The following is a 19,585-nucleotide window of genomic DNA, read 5'->3' as shown; positions in this document are numbered from 1 at the left end:
ACTTGAAGTTGCAAGATCATGTCTCTCTTATCGTCACGCGTTGATGCAGGCATCAACGCGTCTTGTAATCATCAATCAAACGGGCTCTTGCCCGCGTGATTCTTGGCCCACGTAGCCTTGGTCGTTTCGTCCGGCGGGCTGACCATGATGATGCTGGCCATGCCGTTCGGGCGGCGGTTCACCGTCGCACTGGCACCGCCCTGGTGATAGCTGGCGATCAGGCCGAGACCGATCTGTACCATGGGTGAGCTGGTGCCGGTGTTGCCGATGCGTGCGCCGATGTCGTAGCCTTCCTTGACCTCGTCTGGATGCGGTGCCGAAGCACCCATCTGCATCAGCGCCTGGTTCAGCGGGATGACCCATTGCTTGTTGCCGGTAGTGTCGTAGAAGACGCGTTTGGGTTCGGTGGCTTCAGGCAAGCCGGCGATGGCCGCTTCCCAGCCGGATTTCAGGGCGGCTGCTTGCAGGGCGGTTTTCAGCGGTTGGCCTTTGTCATCGGTGAGTTTTACGTCGACTGGGCGATGGAGATAGCCGAGCAGGGGGGCGCTGTCGTATTGCTTTAGCTGCCAATCAGTCCATCGCACGGGGATATACGGTGTTGGCTTGAAATCGCCCGGGCCTTGGTTGCTGATGGTTTTCCAGAGCTCAGGGAGCTGGGCTTGCCACCAGGTTGAGGACATTGCTCCTGAAGAGGGTGTATCTACTCCGGCTGCTTTTTCCTCTTTAATGAACTGGGCGTCGAAGCTATCGGGACCTTGGTCGTCATTTTTTTTCCAGAAGAAATTCCACAGCTTGACGATGTCGTATTCCGTGTCGTTCTTGTTGATGTTCGATCGCTGTTGCACGGCGAATGGTCTGATGAGTTTATCGACGCGATCTGATCTGGTGACCAAGAATGCGGCTACGCTGTCTGGCATAGATGGAATAACGTGACCTACTTCGGGTGTGTCCACATGGCCAGGCGTCTCTATCAACGATCGTGCCATTGAGCCGTCTCGGCTGAAGAGGAGTGCTGCCGGCACGTCGGGATGAGTGTCGAAGAAAGCAAATAGCTTTTCAATCATTGCTGCCCCGTCATCGGTGTTGGCGTCCTCCTGCCATAAGAGTAGCGTTACGCCAAGACTGGCTTGCTGGCGCAGACTGGCGAGATTTGAAGATGGACGATGGGTGCGTTTCGACTTTGGCGGGTACCAAATAATCACAGGCAGTGGCCACTGATCGACTGCATGGCGTGCGCCTCTTTTAAACGAGAATCCCGTTGCTGCACTTAGATTCGAGAGCCGTTGGTCAGCACTATTGGTGTAGTCCTCCGGGTTCTGGGATAGATAGGTAGCGTGATTGTCAGCCTTATCCTCTATGCCTTGCCAGATTTCCTCGTCCGTGTAGTCATCAACGACGATCCCCATTCCACGTACTTCCAGTACAAACTTCTGCCCTGTCTGCGCGAGCATCATGTGGTTGGCGGAATGGTTCGCCTCGGCCACCGGGGGCGAAAGCTGCTGTTGCGCGTTTGCTCCTTCCGCGGCATTCGATGAACGATGAGTCCAGGCCGAACTTCCAGCGTAGGCCAACACTGCGATTCCAAGAATCGTCAATACCCCGTTTCGGATACCGCTTCCCATATTTTCTGTCTCCTGTCCTGTTGACTGCCAATGATGGTAGTCCTCGTTCACAATATATCCGGTCCACAAAGCTGCTCCGAGCAGGAATGTGGCTACATAGGGCCAGATACGCGGTCTCATCGTATGTTGCCCAGTTGGTTGAAATTCTTGCTGACTTGATCTTGATAAAAGCGTATGTCCATCATTCGTTCTTGAGCTTCTTTATCCTTTATGACTTGAGTCGCTTTTACGGTTATTTCACTTTTCACTAAAGGTGGCATGGACATGGAAACAAATTTCTCGTCTGGAAATATGCCTTTTTGATAGTAGTCACTGCAGGCTTTTATAAAGTCTCTGTCTTGCTGATTCAGCCGGTCTTTGTAAGCAGTGTTCTTTATTATCTTGGAATAGGCATCAGATGAAATCTTCCAATCTGCAATACGTACTAGTAGATCTCGCCAAACCGGATCATCCAGCGTCACTGCCTGTCTGATCGCGACATCCATCGCAGTGACCCAACGGTGATTCTCTGTTGAATGCAAAACGCCCGAGTGATAGTTGTTATCTTCATAGGCGTCTTTGTCAGTCGCCATCCGTGTTCGCGCCTCCTCGGGAGTTTCTTCGCGCTCTACGACGTAGAACGCCGCGCCTAACCCGGGAAGAGGCAGTGGAAGGCCTGGCTTGATGCGCCAGTTCTGAGATTGCTCGTCCAGTGGTTTGCCGGCATTGAAGGTCGCTTTTGTTTTCTCCAGATCGTAAAAAGGATTTACTGTTCGTTCAAACATTACCCAGTTGAAGCTGGCGTACTGGTTTCCCAGCATGACATTTTTGGAGACGTCGTCCGGGGCGATCTTTCCCGCCTGGTCAGAGTGCCCAGGCCTGGGTCCGCCGGTCATGCCCTTAACCTCTCCGCCATACAGATCCGGTTCGCAAGGTGGCTTCAATACCTCGCCGTTGATATGGCGAATGTCTTCTCGTTTGAAATCTTTTTGCAGCGCTGCACTGATGGCGAAATTGGCCGCTCCGCCATCGGGGCCAGGTGTCAACCGCTCGAATTGATCGCGCACCGGGAAGCGTCCTACTGCATTGCCAACCAAAACCTTCTTCCATTTCCCGGTGACGGGGTCAGGGCGTTCCATGCGGGTCCACATTCTCTGGAAGAATCGTAGCTTCTCCAAGCGCTTCATGGCTTCCATCGATTTAGTTCCATTTGCAGCTTCGCTATCGTCCGGGACCTCATCAGGTACACCAAAGGTTCCAATGCCTCGCACGCTTCGCAGACCAACCACCGTATCTTCAGGACAGAAGTAGAGGTAGACCTTGCCCCGGTTGTCGCGCTCATCAAAGGTGATCCATTGCTTGCCGCTCTTGTCCAATCGCTGGCCTTTGGATTTGCTCCACTTCGCACCGGCCCGGCCACGATGGTCGCAGTGATCGATCATGAGTTCGGCCAGATCGTTAATGTCGTAAGGATCAGCAGTAACTGCGTTGACGATGTTGATCAAGGTCTGCAGTTTGGCGCTACCTCTCTGATTGCAGTCGCTGGTCTCGTAGAGGCTGTAAGGGCTGTCCACCATGATGATGCAATCGACACAACGCTTGCCATCCTTTTTCAAAATGGCCTGGGCCAGCAAGGTCAGAATCGTACCCTGGCTGTGCCCCATGATGGTGATCGTCTCGTTCTCCGGTTTCATTCCATGCGTATCCGCAAGGGCCGAGGGGGACACGGATCGGATCGTGGTAATCAGGTGCGCCAGACGCGTGGCGGCCAGAATGAAATAGCGTCGATCCGGCGCGGCAGCGGCATAGAGCGAAGGTCCGCCAAGGCTATTCTTGGTCACCCTGTTGGTGACCCAGTCAGGGCGGAATCCTTTTCCATACATGTCGGGAATATTGTTGGTGGCATTGGCGAAGAAACCTCCTGCTTTACCAAAATTTTGATCAAGCCGGTTTCCATGGATGTCCTGATATTGACCCCGGATTGTCTGGAAGCCTCGGCCGTCGTCAACACCGCCCTTTACTTCGTTGGTATTGCTCTTACCTTTGGAATCGAAGCGTGCAATTTCATCATTGTGAGCACGATATCCCCAATAAAAAGGAATGAAGACGCTTTTGGTGACGCCCTCGATTTCTGTACGCTGATAGAGATAGGTGTCGGGGTCGGAAAGCTTGTCGTCGCCCATCTTGCGAGTAGATTTTTTTGCCTTCAGCTTTTTGTACTCGACTCCATAACTCCCCGCCTTCAAATCCCGCCGATCCAATCTCTCATTAAGCCCCTGACAAAGCCCTTCCTCAACAAAGGAATACACCGCCCCCGGATCATTGACCCCATGAATGAAGATAACAATCCCCGGCAGGTCTGCCGGCACTTCTATCGGCCGGTCACTGCACCGGTTGGCGTGGGAGACCGCTGCACCGCTGGCAGCGACATGGTTGGAATCGTTGCTATCGCCCATGATGATTCCTTGTTCCTTTTTATAACGCAGGTTTCAAAATATCGATCTTGAGTATGCGCATGGCATCATCCTTGACCAATTCAGTCAGGCCGTTCGCATCGCTCTTGCCCTCGACCACCCGGCCATCGTCCAGCGTGATGCGGTAAGACTGATTGGCCGCAGCAGGCGCGGTCTCTGCGGACTCGCCCGGATAATGCAAACGGAAACGCTGATCCGTCGGCGCATTGCTGAAACTGGTCTTGGCCGCTTGCTGCGTCGACGGACCGCCCCACTGATGGGACGCCGACAGCAGCTTGATGTCGCCCTGGGTCCCCATGGTCACGCCGCCACCGATCTTGATGTAGCTGCCATCTTCCGCCACCAGGCGGATGGTCGGCGCGGTGATCAGCACTTCGTTTTCGTTGGTGCTGATCTTCACGCCTTTCTGCGCATTGGCAGTCAGCGCTGCGTTCTGCGCCTGCAGCAGCACCGGCCCTTCGCCCGCAATCGCCTGGATGCCGGTGCCACGAGAAAACAGCTGCATCCCCTGGCCCGCCGTGGCGTTGAAGCGCTGGCCGCTCATCAGTTGCAGATGCTGTTGCGCGACCTGGTCGATGTTCTCACCGGCATAGTTCAGCTGCGTCTTGGGCGTCACCGCCACCGAACCCGTGGCCGCGCCGAAGGCCATGATGGCGTGCGCGGCAGAAGTGGCAGATGCGGTGCTGTCCTGTCCACCACTGGTACTGCCCGCATCCCAGTTCCGGAAGGCTCCCGCCAGCGCACTCTGGCCGCCACTGTCGGCCGCCTGGCCGCCGTGCTGGCCGGCATAGTCACCCAGGGACTTGAAGAGTTCGGTGCATTGGCCGAGCAACTCGTTGAGTTCGTCGCGATCCAGCATCTGCCCCGCCGCCTTGTTGCGCGCATAGGTGGTCAGCAGGATGCCCTGCGCGGCACGCAGCGAGGCGGCGGCGTCGGTGCGCAGCTCGGCCCCTTCTCCGCGCGCCTGGCCGTTGCCGTCCGTGCGCGGCTGGGTCAGGTAGCCCAGGTTCAGTTCGCTGGCCGCATGTTCGCTGGCCAGCTGGCTGCTGATCTGGCCGGGCGTATCGTCAAAGCGCAACTGGTTGTAGCGGTTGGCCTGGATCTCCTTGGTCTTCATCCCCGACAAAAACCGATTGCCCGGCAAGCCGCCCGCATGGCTGAAGGTGGCCGGCTTGTTCGGTCCGTTGTGCAGCACGCCGGTGACGAACATCTTGTCCGGATCGCCGTTGAGGAAATCCAGCGCAACCTCCATGCCCACACGCGGCAAGGTGTCGTGGCCATAGCCATTGCCGGCCCAGCTGCTGCTCACGCGCACATAGGCACTGTCGGCATCGGTGCCGCTGGTGCCCGCGCCTTGGGCGTGCGCGTGATCCTCAGGATTGAGGCCCAGCAACTGGACCTTGATGCGGCCGAGTTCGTCGCAATGCACCTCCTCGTTTTTCGGACCGACCACCCGTGCCGTCATCGGATGAACGCGCGGCAGGTCGATGCGCGGATCATAGGTCGGCGTGAGGGCAACGCCGCGCCGCACGCAACTGAAGCTGTTCTGGTAACGGGTCTCTTCCGTGGCGGAGGTGGCCGACTGCGTGATGAGATCGGGCAGGCCGCTGCTCCAGCGGCTGCTGTCGAAGAGGAGCTGCGCCCGTTCGTTGAGTGCCTTGGGCAGGTTGTTCTGGCCGCGATGATGCAGGCGCGTGACCATGAACTGGCGTTGTTCCGGCGGCAGCTGACTGACGTCCGGGTGACCCGTCAGCTCGAACCAGCGGCCCACGGCCAGGTCACGCACGCCGCTGCTGCCCTCGACGCTGGCCGCGCGCAGTTCGTGCGACAGCATCCGGGCGGTGGCCAGGCGCTGGTAGTCGTCGCTGGAGTCGGCCGCGTGCGGCACGTCGATGAAGCTGTCAGACAGCAGCTGGGCCAGGTCATTGCCGGCCTCTCCCTGGTCGAGGATGCTGACCTGCGAGGACTGATCCATCGCGCCGTGCTTGTAGTCGGCACTGGCGCGCTGGACGCTGCCGGAAACAATGTGCTGCGAGGCCGACCACAGCGTGATGCCGTCGCGCTCTTCCGTTGCGGCCTCGCGGTGATAGCGCACGATGCCGGCGCTGGCCTGGGGCAGTTTCATCGGATCGTCGCAGAAGACCAGCGTGTGGATCGGCAATCCGGCGTCGCCGGAAGAGGCCGCCTCCTGAGCGCGCTTGCCGGCGGCCGTGAACCAGGCAATACCTTCGCGGCGGCACAGGCGGCGAATGAAGTCGGCATCGGATTCGTTGAACTGCAGCGTCATCTCGCGCTGGGGATAGCGGCTGCGATCCGTGGCGGCCAGGTCGAAATCGAACGCGCGGGCCAGCGCCGGGCTTCTGGTCTGCCATTCCTTGAGCAGGGTGTCGATGATGTCCGGCACGCTCTTGCTGCGGAAGATGCGGGTGTTGACCCGCCTTTCCAGGACGGACAAGGCATCGCGGATCGTCAGCTGATAGGTCGCCAGCGAACCGTCGGATTGCCCGGCCCGGGCATCGGTGATGAGGCCGCAGATCTCGTGCAGGGCACCGCGATCCGTGACCAGCCACACCGCCACCGGCAGGCCGAGGAAGGTTTTAAGGGGGAGGTCGGAGCGGGTGGACAGGCAGGTCAGGTGTCCTTCGATGCCCGTGTAGACGCCTTCCCGGATGTCGATCCGCTGTACGACCAGCACCTGTTCCAGCGTGCTTTGCGCCTTGCCCCAGTGCAGCCGGATGGCCCGGTTGCTCTGGTTCAGGGCGGAGGAGGCAAAAGCCTGCAATGCGTCGGCCAGATTCATGGCGCGGCTCCGGTCGACGCGGGAATGGATGTTGTCGCCATGGTGGCGCTCCCAATTGCAATATTTTTAATTTTTTGACACGAGGGACGAACGATGTTGCACAAAGCTCATCAAAGGTCGCTTATCAGACTATGGGAATGTGAAGAAGGTTTCACTTAGGATGTGTGCTGACTGAAATTTTTACTTGGGTCGCGCACAGAATGTCCTTCCGGCGTGCCTGCGAACAAAGTTTGCTGGATCCCGAGCGGGTGGTGCAGACTTGTCTGCCCGGCGATATCCATGGGCTTGGGCTGGAGATCATCCGTGGCCGCAAGGGGCTCGATATCGTCTCGGCCGACGTGGTCGAGGCATCGCCGCCCTATGACCAGGCCGGGACCACCGCACTGGTGGCAGCCAATCTGGCCTATGAAATGTTGTGCATCCTGCCGGGCGTGAAATACCGCGCCTGAGTCAGCAGGGTGGATGGGATGTGAAGTTTCAGGCCAAAAAGCAAAATGCCCGCATCGGTTGATGCGGGCATTTTTTTAAGCAATCAGGCGGGCAGTGTTCAGGCCAGTGGCTTGTGCATGAACATGGCCTTGCCGGTTTCGGCTTTGAGTTCGTACCCCTCGAAGCCACAGGCGCGATACAGCGAACGCGCCACGGCATTGCCTTCCAGGACTTCCAGCGTGAGCTTGCAGCAGCCCAGCTGGCGGGCTTGGTCCTCGACCGCCGCCAGCAGCAGCTTGGCCACGCCCTGCCCGCGATAGGCAGGCATCACGGCCAGGTCATGCAGGTTCAGCAGCGGCTTGCAGGCGAAGGTCGAGAAACCTTCGATGCAGGTCGCCAGGCCTGCTGGCGTTTCACCATCGAAGGCCAGGAAGACATGGGCAGTGGGACGTTTCTTCAGCTCGGCGGCCAGGTTCTCGCGCACGTAGTCGGAGAGCTGCTTGCCGCCGCCCATGGCGTCGGAAGCGTAGGCATTGAGGGTCTCGAACAGCGCTGCCGCGTGGGCAGCGTTGCCGAGGTCGGCCTTGATGACGGTCACACTCATGTCTTTCCTTTTCTTGTGATGGACGATGAACGATGCTGCCCGGAAAGCGGCTTGAAGCCTGCTTACTTGCCGGCTGCGCGCTGGCCGCCATGGGTCAGGGCCGACGGACGCGGACCACCCTGGCGTTGCGGCTGACCGGCACTGCGCGGCTGGCCATTGGCATTGGCCGGCTTGGGTGCGCGGTTGGCATTGTTGCCACCGTTGCCACCATTGCCGCCGCCATTGCCACGTCCACCCTGGCCACGGGCGGCATTGCCGTTACCGTTGCCATTGCCATTGGCTGCCGCACGCGGCTTGGCTGCCTGGCCATGGCCGGCGTTGCCGCCAGCCGGCTTCGGTGCCGCCGCATTGCCGTTGCCGGCGGGTTTGCGCGGAGCGCTGCGCTGGCCACCGCGTCCGCCACCGTTCTGATGACGGCCCTGGCCGCTGCGCAGCTGGATCGGCTGCGGCTTGGCGGTCGGGTCCGGTTCGAAACCGGCGATCACTTCGACCGGGATCTCGCGCTTGATGAAGCGCTCGATGTCGTGCAGCAGGTCGCGTTCATCCACGCAGACCAGCGACACGGCTTCACCGGTGGCGCCCGCGCGGCCAGTACGGCCGATGCGATGGACGTAGTCTTCCGGCACGTTGGGCAGGTCATAGTTGACCACGTGCGGCAGTTGGTCGATGTCGATGCCACGGGCAGCGATGTCGGTGGCGATCAGGGCGGTCAGCTTGCCGTCCTTGAATTCGGCCAGGGCCTTGGTGCGGGCCGACTGGCTCTTGTTGCCGTGGATCGCCATGGCGGTGATGCCGTCGCGGGCCAGCTGTTCGACCAGCTTGTTGGCGCCGTGCTTGGTGCGGGTGAAGACCAGCACCTGCTTCCACTGGTGGGTCTTGATCAGGTGCGCCAGCATCGGGTGCTTCTTGTCGCGGTCGACCGGGTGGATCTTCTGGGCGATCACTTCCACGGTGGAATTGCGGCGTGCCACTTCGATCAGGGCCGGGTTGTTCAGCAGGCTGTCGGCCAGCTTCTTGATTTCGTCGGCGAAGGTGGCCGAGAACAGCAGGTTCTGGCGCTTGGGCGGCAGGGCGGCCAGCACCTTGCGGATGTCGCGGATGAAGCCCATGTCCAGCATGCGGTCGGCTTCGTCCAGCACCAGGATCTGGATGTGCTGCAGGTTCACGGTGCCTTGCTGCATGTGGTCCAGCAGGCGGCCAGGGGTGGCCACCAGGATGTCGACGCCGCGCTTCAACAGGGTGATCTGCGGATTGATGCCGACGCCGCCGAAGATGCAGGCGGAGGTCAGCGGCAAATACTTGCCGTACTGGCGCACGCTTTCTTCGACCTGGGCGGCCAGTTCGCGGGTGGGCGCCAGGATCAGCGCGCGGATCGGCAGGTGGCCGTTGATTTTCTGGCGCGGCATGGCCGACAGGCGTTGCAGCAGCGGCAGGGTGAAGCCGGCGGTCTTGCCGGTGCCGGTCTGGGCGCCGGCCAGCAGGTCACCACCGGAAAGTACGGCGGGAACGGCTTGAGCCTGAATCGGGGTAGGGGAGGTATAGCCTTGTTCGGAAACGGCACGAACGATTTCGTCGGACAAGCCGAGCGCGGAAAATGACATGAGACTCTGAAATTGGGTTTGGCCTGTGGCCCCGTGAGGGCGCCAGTCGCAGGCAAACGGGTTGGAACTTGAGGAGGGCGCGGACTTGACTGGCTATACGCCGCGCAGGCCGCAGTATAACAGCGCAGCCCGCGCACCAAGGGAATTGTTTTGAGGAAGCGTGAGGCTCAGCTCATCCTTGTTGCTGCGCCAAAAAGCGCAGCACGTGCGGCAAAACCAGCGCGCTTTGCATCAGCCCGCCGAAGTGCGTCACCCCCGGCAAGCTGACGAATTCACCCTGCGGCAACAGCGCCGCCGTGCGCTGGACGGCCGCATGGCGCGCATCGGCATCGCCACAGAAGAGCAGGCAGGGCAGGTCCATGCGGGGCAGCAGGTCTTCCTGCGAGGGGCGCGGCTGCCGGGCGGCGGCGGCCAGTGCCACCAGGTCGTTGGCGCGGATGAGCATCTTCACCTGCGGCGAGATCTGCTCGTCGAGCAGGCCTTCGAAGGTGGCGATGAAGGCCTCCGGATCGCGTCCGTCGATGCCATGGAATCCATCCCAGCTGCGATCTTCATAGGGATGGGCTGCGCCCAGGATGAGGCTGCGCAGGCGCTGCGGCGCATGGCGCACCAGGCCGTAGCCGACCCATCCGCCCAGCGAATAACCGAAGAAATGGGCGCGCTCGATACCGGCGGCATCCAACACCGCGAGGGCATCGCGGCAGCGCTGCACCTGGGTATAGGCGGCGGGATCGTGCGGCTTGTCGCTTTGACCGTGGCCCAGTGCGTCGAAGAGGATGACCTGGAAATGCTCGCGCAGCACCTCCGTGAAGCCGAAGAAGCGCCAGGCTTCCAGGCTGCTGGTGAAACCGTGGTGCAGGAGCAGGGGCGGGCCGTTGCCCTCGATCTGGTAGTGGATCTTGCGGTGGTCGCTGAGGGCAAAGGGCATGTGTATGCGTGCAGGGTTGGTCAGGTTGGGTCAGTTCTTCTCGTCGGCCAGCTTCTTGCAGCGGCGCGCCAGCATCTCGCGCGAGCGCGCGCAGATTTCTTCATTGCTGAGGTCTTCGATATGCGTGGCGATCGACCATACATGGCCAAAAGGATCGCGCAGCGTGCCGGAGCGATCACCGTAGAACTGGTTCTGAACGGGGCGCAGCTGGACTGCACCTGCGGCCAGCGCCTGGGTGAAGACGGCATCGACATCGGCCACGTAGACCAGCAGGCTCACGCCTGCACCGCCCAGGGTCTGGGGGCTGAGGAAACCGAGTTCGGGATGTTCGTCGGCCAGCATCACGCGGGCATTGCCGATCTGGATCTCGGCGTGCCAGACCTTGCCGTGCGGACCGTCGAGCCGCATGATCTCGGCCGCGTCGAACGCGCGCCGGTAGAAGGCGATGGCCTCGGCGGATGTCTTGACGATCAGGTAGGGGGTGACGCTGTGGTAGCCGGGTGGCAACGCGCAAGTGGCCTGGTCGTTGCTGGCTTGCTGGGAAGGAAGGTTCATGTCGTCTCCTCGGTCTGCGCCGGTAGCCGCACTATAGCAGCAATGCCGGACGCAATAAGGAGACGGTTTGTTGCAGGAGAAACGATCCGGCTGAATCAGGCGAATTCAGACAGCAGGTTCACTTGCTGCGCGAAGATCTTCGGGCTGCCGGCGATGACGTCGCCCTTGTAGAGGTAGTCGGAGTCGCCCTTGAAGGTGCCCACGATACCGCCCGCTTCGGTCACCAGCAGGGAGCCGGCGGCGATGTCCCAGGGCTTCAGGCCCTTCTCGAAGAAGCCGTCCAGGCGGCCGGCGGCCACATAGGCCAGGTCCAGGGCAGCGGCACCCGGACGGCGCAGGCCGGCGCTGTGCTCGGTCATGACCTTGAACATCTTGACGTATTCGTTCAGGCCATCCAGATCGCGGAAGGGGAAGCCGGTACCGATCAGGGCATCGGCGATCTTGTCGCGCTTGCCCACGCGGATGCGCTTTTCGTTCAGGTAGGCACCTGCACCCTTGGAGGCGGTGAAGAGGTCGTTGCGGGTCGGGTCATAGACCACCGCCTGGGTGATGATGCCGCGCTGTTGCAGGGCGATCGAGACGCAGTATTGCGGGAAGCCGTGGATGAAGTTGGTGGTGCCGTCCAGGGGATCGATGATCCAGACGTTTTCGTTTTCATCGTGCAGGTTGTCGGACGCACCCGATTCCTCGGCCAGGATGGCGTGGTCGGGGTAGGCGTTCTTGAGCACGTCGATGATCGCATCCTCGGCTGCCTTGTCCACCTCGGTGACGAAGTCGTTGTGCGACTTCTTCGACACTTTCAGCAGCGACACGTCGAAGGACGCGCGGTTGATGATGGTAGCGGCGCGGCGGGCTGCCTTGATCGCCGTATTGAGCATGGGTGGGATGATCATTCCGATGGTTCCGTTAAAATTGCGGCCACCGAAGACGATGGCTGCGTTGCTCATCGTCGCCATGGCCGACCAGCCAGCCTTCCGCGACAAGCATGCGGAACAGCTGGCCAGGCGAAACCCGGCAGTCAAACCAGTGCGACGATGAAATTAATGAGCGTTGCGCCGCCCGCGGCTGTTATGCTTGCGGGTTTGCCAGGCGGTCCAGGGGCAGTGGCGTCGGTCAAGTCGGCGAACAAAGTCGACTTGGGTTGACAGCCTTGCTGCAACATTGGCGTTTTGCCAACATCTGATCCTGGGGCACGAATCCCGCTATTTTAAATGAACAAGCAAGTGTCAGGACAATCTCTTTTCAGCCGTTTGCGTTTCGTGCTGGTCAATACCAGCAGTTCGGGCAACATCGGCTCGGCCGCACGGGCCATCAAGACCATGGGCTTTTCGGAGCTGGTGCTGGTCAATCCGCGCTTTCCGGACGCGGTGAAGGAAGATGAAGCCATTGCCTTCGCCAGTGGTGCGCTGGATGTGTTGCAAAATGCACGCATCGTCGGCAGCGTGGAAGAAGCGTTGCAGGGATGCAACTTCGCCGCGGCCGTCAGTGCCCGTTTGCGCGAATTCTCGCCGCCGGTGGTCTCGCCGCGCGAGCTGGCGGGGCAGCTGTCGCGTGATACCGGCTTGAATGCCGCCCTCTTGTTCGGCAATGAACGTTTTGGCCTGCCCAATGAGGTGGTGCAGAAGTGCAATGCCTTGCTCAATATCCCTGCCAATCCGGACTATTCCTCGCTGAACCTGTCGCAAGCGGTGCAGGTGCTGGCTTATGAATGCCGCATGACCGAGCTGGAACTGCAGGGTGGCCCCATGCAGACCAGTGGCGATGCACGCGCGCCGGGCGAGGTAGGTTTCCATGGGCAGAGTGCCAGCGTGGCCGAGATCGAGGGCATGTTCGCGCATCTGGAACAGGCGCTGGTGGCCATCGATTTCCTCAATCCCGACAATCCCAAGAAGCTGATGCCGCGTCTGAAGCGCATGTTTTCGCGCGCCCAGCTGGAGACCGAAGAGGTCAACATCCTGCGCGGCATCGCCCGCCAGATCCTGGAGCCGAAGCAGGCCAAGGCCGGCCGGCAAGAACAAAACGAACAAGGAGAAGGCTGACATGGCCAAGCTGACCCTGGACCGCATCCTGCAATCGCAGGGTTTCGGTTCGCGCAAATATTGCCGCGAGCTGATCGAGGATGGTGAAGTGTCGATCAATGGCGAGGTCGTGGACGATTACCGCGCTACACCCGATACCAGTGGCCTGGTGCTGACCATCTTCGAGGAAGAGTGGGAATACCGCGAGCACGTCTACATCGCCATCAACAAGCCGCAGAACATCGAATGCTCGCGCAAGCCCAGCCATCATCCGGGGGTGTTGACGCTGCTGCCGGAACAGTTCACCTGGCGCGACGTGCAGCCGGTGGGCCGGCTGGATCACGATACGACCGGCTTGCTGTTGATGTCGGATGATGGTGCTTTCATTCACGCGCAGTCCTCGCCCAAGCGCCACGTACCCAAGGTGTATGCCGCCACCACCGCCGAGCCGGTGACCGAGGCCTTGATCGCGCAACTGAAGGCCGGTGTGCAACTGCATGATGAGCCGGCGCCGCTCGCCGCGACCCGTTGCCGCCAACTGGGTGAGAACCTGCTGGAAATCGTGCTGGAGCAGGGCAAGTATCACCAAGTCAAGCGCATGCTGGCCGCGGCCGGCAATCATTGCAGTGCCTTGCGGCGCACTGCCATCGGCGGCTTGCAGCTGGAGGCGTTGGAACTGGAAGAAGGGGAGTGGACTTATCTGGATGCGGAGCAGATGGCCTTGCTGGTGCCGGATGCGGAGTGACCAGCGAGTGCGGTCCACAAAGGAAAACGCCATCGGCAAGCCGATGGCGTTTTTTTATTGCTGTGCGACCGTCATGGATGGTTCAATGCCGCGCGTCGCTCGCCTCGCTCGCGCCACCCACATCGGCCACGAACAGCTGCGCGCAGTCCACCGCATCGAACTCGTAATGCTGGCCGCAGAAATCGCAGTCGATGGCCAGTTTTTCCATCTGTGACAAGGCTTCAGCCACTTCTTCCTGGCCCAGCATCTTGAGCATGTTGCCAACCTTCTCGCGCGAGCAGGAGCAGTGGAATTGCGGATGCACCGGATCGAAGACGCGGATGGTCTGTTCCCAGAACAGCCGATGCATCAGCGTGGCGATATCGGTGGAAAGCAGTTCTTCGCGCTTGAGGGTGTCGCCCAACATGACCATGTGGTTCCAGTCTTCCAGCTCGCCTTCCGGCTTGGCGGTCGGAGCCGCATTGCCGCCGATGGACGGCAGCTTCTGCAGCAGCAGGCCGCGCGAGACCTTTTCATCGGCTGCCAGCCAAAGCTTGGTATCGAGCTGTTCGGAACGCAGCATGTAATTCTCGATGACGGTGGCCACGCTCTCGCCATCCAGCGGGACCACGCCCTGGTAGGCCTGCTGGCCGGGCAGCTTGTCCTTGGGGTCGAGGGTGATGACGAAGCGGCCGTTGCCATTGGCATTGACCAGATCGGTCAGCGTTGCATCGTCAGCGATCTCGGCCTCATCGGACAGCTTGGCGGTAGCGCGGAGTTGCAGTTCGGAGTCGCACTCGACCACCAGCAGCTTGACCGGGCCGTCGCCATGGATCTGCATGACGATCATGCCGTTGAACTTCAGGTTGGCCGACAGCAGGGCGGACGCCGCCAGCATCTCGCCCAGCAGCGTGCGCACCGCGACCGGATAGTCACGGCGGGCTTGCACCTGGCGCCAGGTGTCCGAAATCTCGACCAGCTCGCCGCGAACGGGCGCGTTGTCGACCAGGAATTTTTGCAGCGTGTCTTTCATCGTTTCCTTTGCTTGACCGCTCAGGCAATGCGCTTGAGCTGGGTCTTGAACTGTTGCGCGCGCTGCACGTAGCTGTCGGTGCCAGCCCGCATGCGCGCGATATCTTCTTCACTCAACTGGCGAACCGCCTTGGCAGGCGCACCGATGATCAGGGAGTTGTCGGGAAACTCCTTGCCTTCGGTCACCAGGGCACCCGCGCCGACCAGGCAGTTCTTGCCGATCCTGGCACCATTGAGCACCACCGCCTGGATACCGATCAGCGCGCCCTCGCCGATGGTGCAGCCGTGCAGCATGGCCTGGTGTCCCACGGTGACGTTCTTGCCGATCACCATCGGATAGCCATGATCGGTATGCAATACCGCACCTTCCTGCACATTGCTGTTCTCACCAATGGTGATGAGCTCGTTGTCGCCACGGATGGCGACGTTGAACCAGACGCTGGAATGGGCTTCCATCCTGACCTTGCCCACCACCGTGGACGACTCGGCCACGAAGGCGGTCTCGTGGATCTCGGGAATGTCCTGCGCCAATTGGTAGATCGCCATAATAAAATTGTCTCCTCGTTACCTGCTGGTCGGTGGATGGTGCCGGGCTTGTTTGCCTTGTCCTTGCCTTGTCCCTGTATTGCAAGATTGGACATTTATCTTCATATGGTGGCAAAGCCGGCGTCCTCAACCGCGTATTTTACCTTCCCTGAAAGTCAGTTCCTTGGATCACGTCTCGTCCCCAGATGAAGTCTTTTCATTCACCCACGTGCGTAGCGCCGCGTTGTCTTGCCTGAAAGAAATGCATCCCGCCGTCAAGTGCAGTTCCGTGCGGGCCTTGCGTGCCGCCTGGCAGGCCGGTCAGTTAGCGCTGGAAACCGATGACCTGGCCGCCGCCGAATCCGGCAGCGGCATTCCTGGCCGCCCGGCGCGGCCCGAGCTGGTTTCTCCGCTGCAGGTGAAGCACCGTTCCATGGGCACGCCCGAGGGCAGGGCAGCACTGATCCATGCGCTGGCGCATATCGAGTTCAATGCCATCAACCTGGCGCTGGATGCGGTCTGGCGCTTCGCCGGCATGCCCCGCGAGTTCTATGATGACTGGCTGCAGGTGGCCGATGAGGAAGCCTATCACTTCAGCTTGCTTGCCGATCACCTGAAGACCTTGGGTCACGACTACGGCGACTTTACCGCCCACAATGCCCTGTGGGACATGGCCGAGTCCACCAAGGATGACGTCCTGGCCCGCATCGCCTTGGTCCCGCGCACGCTGGAAGCGCGCGGGCTGGATGCCGCCCCGCCGGTACGCGCCAAGCTGGCGCAGGCGGGCGACCTGGCGGCCGCCGAGATCCTGGACATCATCATGCGTGACGAAGTCGGCCATGTGCTGATCGGCAATCGCTGGTTCAACTGGCTGTGCGAGCAGCGCCAGCTGGACCCGGTGACGACTTTCGCCGAATTGTGCCAGCGCCATCGCGCACCGCCTTTGCGCGGCCCCTTTAACCTGGAAGCGCGGCGCGCGGCGGGTTTTTCAGAAGAGGAAATGCTGATGTTCAGCGATGTTTCGCGATGATCGACGTATTTGCAAGAAATGTAAGCAAATTTGGCAGCGGCAGGCCGACACATGCTGCTGTGCTATCTTCACCTCGAATCCCGACAGATCGGGATCGTCAAATATGAACGGAAAGGATGAGAACATGAACAAGATGTCCAAACTGCTGGCCGGTGTTGCTGTGAGCGTGGCCGCCATTACCCTGCTGGCAGCCTGCCAGAAGAAGGAAGAACCGGGTCCGGCCGAAGCGCTGGGCAAGAAGATCGACGGTGCCGTGCAGGATGCCGGCAAGAAGCTCGATGAAGTGACCGGCCAGACCAAGGATCAGGCCGCTGAATCCGGCTCCAAGCTCGATGGCGCGCTGGACAAGGCCAAGGCTGACGCCAAGGAAGCCTACGAAAAGACCAAGGAAGGTGCCAAGGATCTGGCGCAGAAGACCGGTGAAAAGGTGGAAGAGGCCGGGCAGAAGATCCAGGACGCTTCCAAGAAGTAAGTCCGTTGAGGGTGCAGCCGCTGGCTGCGTCCTCGTTGTCACCGAGATGCCGTCCCGCGCTTCGTGCCGGGACGGCATTTTGCTTTGCGGTGTCCGCGAGCGCCTGCGTCAGTCGCGGGCGTTGTGGATCAGTTCGATCACCATCTTGTGAATGGACGGTTCCAGTGCCAGCGCCACGTGGCCAATGCCGATGACCGGGATGTTCCAGGCGCCCTCCAGATGCGCTGAGGTCTGCGGCGACACGATGTTGTCGTGGTGGGAATAGATCGACACGATGTGGCCCAGTGCATCGGCTTCTTCGGTGGCCGCGAGCTTCTGCAGCCATTCGCTGCTGCGTCCTTCTTCATAACGGCCCAGCCAGTTCATTTCACCGCAGTTGATGCCAATGCCGAAGTTGGCAATGGCGGTGCCATGGTGCGGCGAGCCCAGGGTGATCACGCGGGCCACGCTGTCGCAGCCGTGGTCTCGCAGGTAGGCGCGCGCGGCCAGGCCACCCATGCTGTGGGCGACGATGACGATCTTCTTTTGTCCGGTCTCGGCCAGCACGCGCTGGACGGCGGCATGCACCAGCGGGGCGTATTCATCGATGCTGCCGAACACCGGTTCCATGTCCAGCGCATAGTGGGTGATGTGAGCTTCGCGCAGCTCCAGGCTCAGCCAGCGCCAGTAGCCGCTGTTGCAGCCGTAGCCGTGGATGAGCAGCACCGGCAGCGAGGTGGTGTCGGGATAGCTGAACTGGTCGAAGCGCAGGAAGGGCATGCCCCACGAGGAACACAGCATGGTGGCGCGGAATTCGCGCAGGAACAGGGTGGCGATCTGCAGCCAGGTGATGGTCACCGGGTTGGAGGTGCGGCCGCGATAGGGCCAGGTCAGGAAGAAGCTGTTGGCAGTGATCTGGGCGCGCAGCAGCAATACGATCAGCACGCCGCCGGCAGCTGCGGCCAGGATGGGCCAGTCGAAATGCCGCAGCAGGAAGTAGAGCAGGATCGCAATGCCGAACTGGATGAGGAGCAGGGTTCTGGAGATGCGTGAAATCATGCGGGCGTCGGTCGGAGGCGATCAGGTCCAAGGGCATGCGGCTGCATGCCTTCGCCCGAGAGCATAACAGAGCGCGGCGAGGCGCTCATGTCCGCTTCATGACTTGGCCTCGGCCGTGCTGCCGGCGGCCTTGGGCTGGGCCGTGATGTCGACCAGGCGGGTGCCGGCCAGGCGGTCGTGCAGGAATTGTCCTTGCGCATCCAGGCGCGACGTCATGGCCCATAACAGCAGGTTGGCGGCGGGGATCAGCACCAGCAACCAGACCTGGCCCCTTGCCAGCGAGGCCAGAGCCAGTCCCGGCAGGATCCACAGCCAGGCCAGCACGAAGCGCAACAGCGCGCGCCCCAGCCGCAAGGGTTGGCCGTCGCGGTCGACCACGCGGAAACGCCAGGTCTTCATCGCCAGGGTCTGGCCACCATGGGTCCAGAACCAGACGAAATAGATCGCCAGAACCAGGAACAGCCAGCCTTCCAGCGCATGGCGCAGATACAGGGCATGACGCTGCTGCAGCAGCGTGGAAAACAGCCAGCCCGACATGAACAGTACGCCAAACAGCAGCATGGATTCGTACAGCATGCTGCTCATGCGGCGGCGCAGGGAGGGCGTGGTGAATTCCGGCATGGTTCCTGTTTGTTCCGTTCTGGCTAGGGTGGAGTGAAGAAGCAGCGCACACCGTGCACGCCGTGGCCGGCAGATGGTAATGCAATCAGGCGCGCTTGCCTATGTGAAGGCTTGAGGCAGAGCAAGGGGCAAGCCTGCGTGGCAGGGGATGTATGCCTTTGCGGCTTCACGCACGGTCTTGACGAGGGTGGAAACGCGAACCGCCCCAAGGGGCGGTTTCAATCAATCTGGCGGAGGAGGCGGAGCGGAAGAGGTAGGCTTACTTGCCGTCGCTGGCGGTGCTTGCCACAGGAGTCACCGCAGCGCTGACGGCCACGGTCGTGGGCAGCGCCGCAGTCGGTGCAATCGCAGGCACTGGCGTGGCTTGCGAACCAGGCACCTGAGACGGCGCGGGAGCCACCGCCGGAGCCGGGACCTGAGCAGGTGTCACGGGCAGAGAGCGATCCAGCGCCTCGGTGGGCAGTTGGATGGTCGGTGCGGCGGCCGACGGCGAGGTCGGCAGCTTGGCCACGCGCTTGGGCAACTTGGACTCGGCCAGTTTCTTTTTCTGCTCTTCAGACAGTTGCTGGTACTTGGTCCATTGCTCGTGCTTTTCTTCCGCATCCAGCTTCTTGGCGCGGGCGTAGTTGGTGCGGGCGGCACTGCGTTCGGCCGGGGTCAGCTTGACCCAGTCGCGCATGCGTTCATGCAGGCGCTGCTGTTCTTCCGGCTTCATCTTGGCGTAGCGCTTGCCGATTTCCAGCCATTTTTCTTTCTGCAGTTCGCTCATGCGCGGCCATTCGCCGGTCAGCGGTTCCAGCGCCTGATGCTGGGCGGGCGAGAGATTGGACCAGGCCAGCTTGTTCTCGGGCTTGCGTGCTATGGACCTGCCGGCGGATTTGCTGGCATGGGTGGCGGCCGGTGCGGCAGGTGCTGCAGCTGTTCCGGGTGTGCCGGCCACTGGTGCCGTTGCGGCAGGGCTGGCGGCTGGTGCAGGTGTGGCGGGCGTGGCGGACGGTGCCGCTGCAGTGGAGGGCGCGTTCTGCGCCACGGTCCAGGCGCAGCTCAATCCACCGGCCAGCACCGCCAGCGCCAGCGCTATGCGCGAGAGGCGGACGGAAGCCTTCAAAGGAGTGCCGGTGGTCTTGTGCATC

At 61.2% G+C, this 19,585-nt stretch carries 17 protein-coding genes and 1 pseudogene; 5 read left to right on the top strand and 13 right to left on the bottom strand.

The genetic code is table 11. From position 1 onward, the window contains the following. Window positions 1-71: 71 nt before the first annotated feature. The 3 genes from ACWHXP_RS11395 to ACWHXP_RS11385 are packed head-to-tail and all read right to left on the bottom strand — an operon-like array spanning window position 72 to window position 6,875. Entirely contained in the window at window positions 72-1,742 is a 1,671-nt protein-coding gene (locus ACWHXP_RS11395) for a type VI lipase adapter Tla3 domain-containing protein (protein WP_489633829.1), read from the bottom strand. Then, on the bottom strand, window positions 1,739-4,057 hold the full coding sequence (locus tag ACWHXP_RS11390) for a T6SS effector phospholipase Tle3 domain-containing protein (RefSeq protein ID WP_489633830.1): 2,319 nt from the start codon (window positions 4,055-4,057) through the stop codon (window positions 1,739-1,741). The genes ACWHXP_RS11395 and ACWHXP_RS11390 overlap by 4 nt, the downstream gene beginning before the upstream one ends. 19 nt (window positions 4,058-4,076) lie before the next feature. Next, window positions 4,077-6,875 carry a type VI secretion system Vgr family protein gene (locus ACWHXP_RS11385; protein WP_489633831.1) on the bottom strand — a complete coding sequence of 933 codons (2,799 nt, stop codon included), beginning with the start codon at window positions 6,873-6,875 and terminating at the stop codon, window positions 4,077-4,079. 287 nt (window positions 6,876-7,162) lie between these two features. On the opposite strand from ACWHXP_RS11385, the pseudogene ACWHXP_RS11380 reads away from it, so the two are divergent. Further along, window positions 7,163-7,324, top strand: a pseudogene (locus ACWHXP_RS11380) (arginase family protein); the annotation flags it as partial. Between the two features lie 98 nt (window positions 7,325-7,422). Here ACWHXP_RS11380 and ACWHXP_RS11375 read toward each other — a convergent pair. From ACWHXP_RS11375 to ACWHXP_RS11355, 5 genes are all read right to left on the bottom strand, one after another. Further along, a complete protein-coding gene (locus tag ACWHXP_RS11375) occupies window positions 7,423-7,908 on the bottom strand; it encodes a GNAT family N-acetyltransferase (protein WP_039786778.1) in 486 nt (161 codons plus the stop codon). A gap of 62 nt (window positions 7,909-7,970) precedes the next feature. Further along, window positions 7,971-9,509: a DEAD/DEAH box helicase gene (locus tag ACWHXP_RS11370; RefSeq protein WP_034334501.1), complete on the bottom strand. Its 1,539-nt coding sequence runs from the start codon at window positions 9,507-9,509 to the stop codon at window positions 7,971-7,973. A gap of 172 nt (window positions 9,510-9,681) precedes the next feature. Further along, window positions 9,682-10,437: an alpha/beta fold hydrolase gene (locus tag ACWHXP_RS11365; RefSeq protein ID WP_489633832.1), complete on the bottom strand. Its 756-nt coding sequence runs from the start codon at window positions 10,435-10,437 to the stop codon at window positions 9,682-9,684. 30 nt (window positions 10,438-10,467) lie between these two features. Then, window positions 10,468-10,992 carry a VOC family protein gene (locus ACWHXP_RS11360; protein ID WP_039786773.1) on the bottom strand — a complete coding sequence of 175 codons (525 nt, stop codon included), beginning with the start codon at window positions 10,990-10,992 and terminating at the stop codon, window positions 10,468-10,470. A gap of 95 nt (window positions 10,993-11,087) precedes the next feature. Then, on the bottom strand, window positions 11,088-11,885 hold the full coding sequence (locus ACWHXP_RS11355; protein ID WP_034334500.1) for an inositol monophosphatase family protein: 798 nt from the start codon (window positions 11,883-11,885) through the stop codon (window positions 11,088-11,090). Window positions 11,886-12,203: 318 nt separating this feature from the next. On the opposite strand from ACWHXP_RS11355, the gene ACWHXP_RS11350 reads away from it, so the two are divergent. Both ACWHXP_RS11350 and ACWHXP_RS11345 read left to right on the top strand, forming a co-directional pair. Then, window positions 12,204-13,031, top strand: a complete 828-nt coding sequence (locus tag ACWHXP_RS11350) for an RNA methyltransferase (RefSeq protein WP_489633833.1) — start codon at window positions 12,204-12,206, stop codon at window positions 13,029-13,031. A gap of 1 nt (window position 13,032) precedes the next feature. Beyond that, window positions 13,033-13,755, top strand: a complete 723-nt coding sequence (locus ACWHXP_RS11345) for a pseudouridine synthase (RefSeq protein WP_276843310.1) — start codon at window positions 13,033-13,035, stop codon at window positions 13,753-13,755. Between the two features lie 82 nt (window positions 13,756-13,837). Here the strand turns inward: ACWHXP_RS11345 and hslO are convergent, their stop codons facing one another. Together hslO and ACWHXP_RS11335 are read right to left on the bottom strand one after the other, a co-directional pair. Next, window positions 13,838-14,767, bottom strand: coding sequence for an Hsp33 family molecular chaperone HslO (hslO, locus tag ACWHXP_RS11340; protein WP_489633834.1), 930 nt, complete (start codon window positions 14,765-14,767; stop codon window positions 13,838-13,840). Between the two features lie 20 nt (window positions 14,768-14,787). Beyond that, on the bottom strand, window positions 14,788-15,312 hold the full coding sequence (locus ACWHXP_RS11335; protein ID WP_034334491.1) for a gamma carbonic anhydrase family protein: 525 nt from the start codon (window positions 15,310-15,312) through the stop codon (window positions 14,788-14,790). Window positions 15,313-15,475: 163 nt separating this feature from the next. On the opposite strand from ACWHXP_RS11335, the gene ACWHXP_RS11330 reads away from it, so the two are divergent. Both ACWHXP_RS11330 and ACWHXP_RS11325 read left to right on the top strand, forming a co-directional pair. After that, window positions 15,476-16,321 carry a ferritin-like domain-containing protein gene (locus tag ACWHXP_RS11330; protein ID WP_489633836.1) on the top strand — a complete coding sequence of 282 codons (846 nt, stop codon included), beginning with the start codon at window positions 15,476-15,478 and terminating at the stop codon, window positions 16,319-16,321. A gap of 124 nt (window positions 16,322-16,445) precedes the next feature. Continuing rightward, entirely contained in the window at window positions 16,446-16,793 is a 348-nt protein-coding gene (locus ACWHXP_RS11325) for a hypothetical protein (RefSeq protein WP_034334487.1), read from the top strand. Between the two features lie 108 nt (window positions 16,794-16,901). Here the strand turns inward: ACWHXP_RS11325 and ACWHXP_RS11320 are convergent, their stop codons facing one another. The 3 genes from ACWHXP_RS11320 to ACWHXP_RS11310 form a co-directional block, all read right to left on the bottom strand. Beyond that, entirely contained in the window at window positions 16,902-17,831 is a 930-nt protein-coding gene (locus tag ACWHXP_RS11320; RefSeq protein ID WP_209581034.1) for an esterase/lipase family protein, read from the bottom strand. Window positions 17,832-17,927: 96 nt separating this feature from the next. Further along, window positions 17,928-18,452 (bottom strand): RDD family protein, encoded by a 525-nt coding sequence (locus tag ACWHXP_RS11315; RefSeq protein ID WP_489633837.1) that lies wholly within the window; start codon window positions 18,450-18,452, stop codon window positions 17,928-17,930. 259 nt (window positions 18,453-18,711) lie between these two features. Beyond that, window positions 18,712-19,584 carry a DUF3106 domain-containing protein gene (locus ACWHXP_RS11310; protein WP_489625205.1) on the bottom strand — a complete coding sequence of 291 codons (873 nt, stop codon included), beginning with the start codon at window positions 19,582-19,584 and terminating at the stop codon, window positions 18,712-18,714. Window position 19,585: the final 1 nt, after the last annotated feature.

The sequence above is a fragment of the Herbaspirillum sp. Her2 genome (assembly GCF_057961375.1).
The sequence above is the reverse complement of the archived record's forward strand: the minus strand, read 5'-3'. Positions and strand labels throughout refer to the sequence as shown.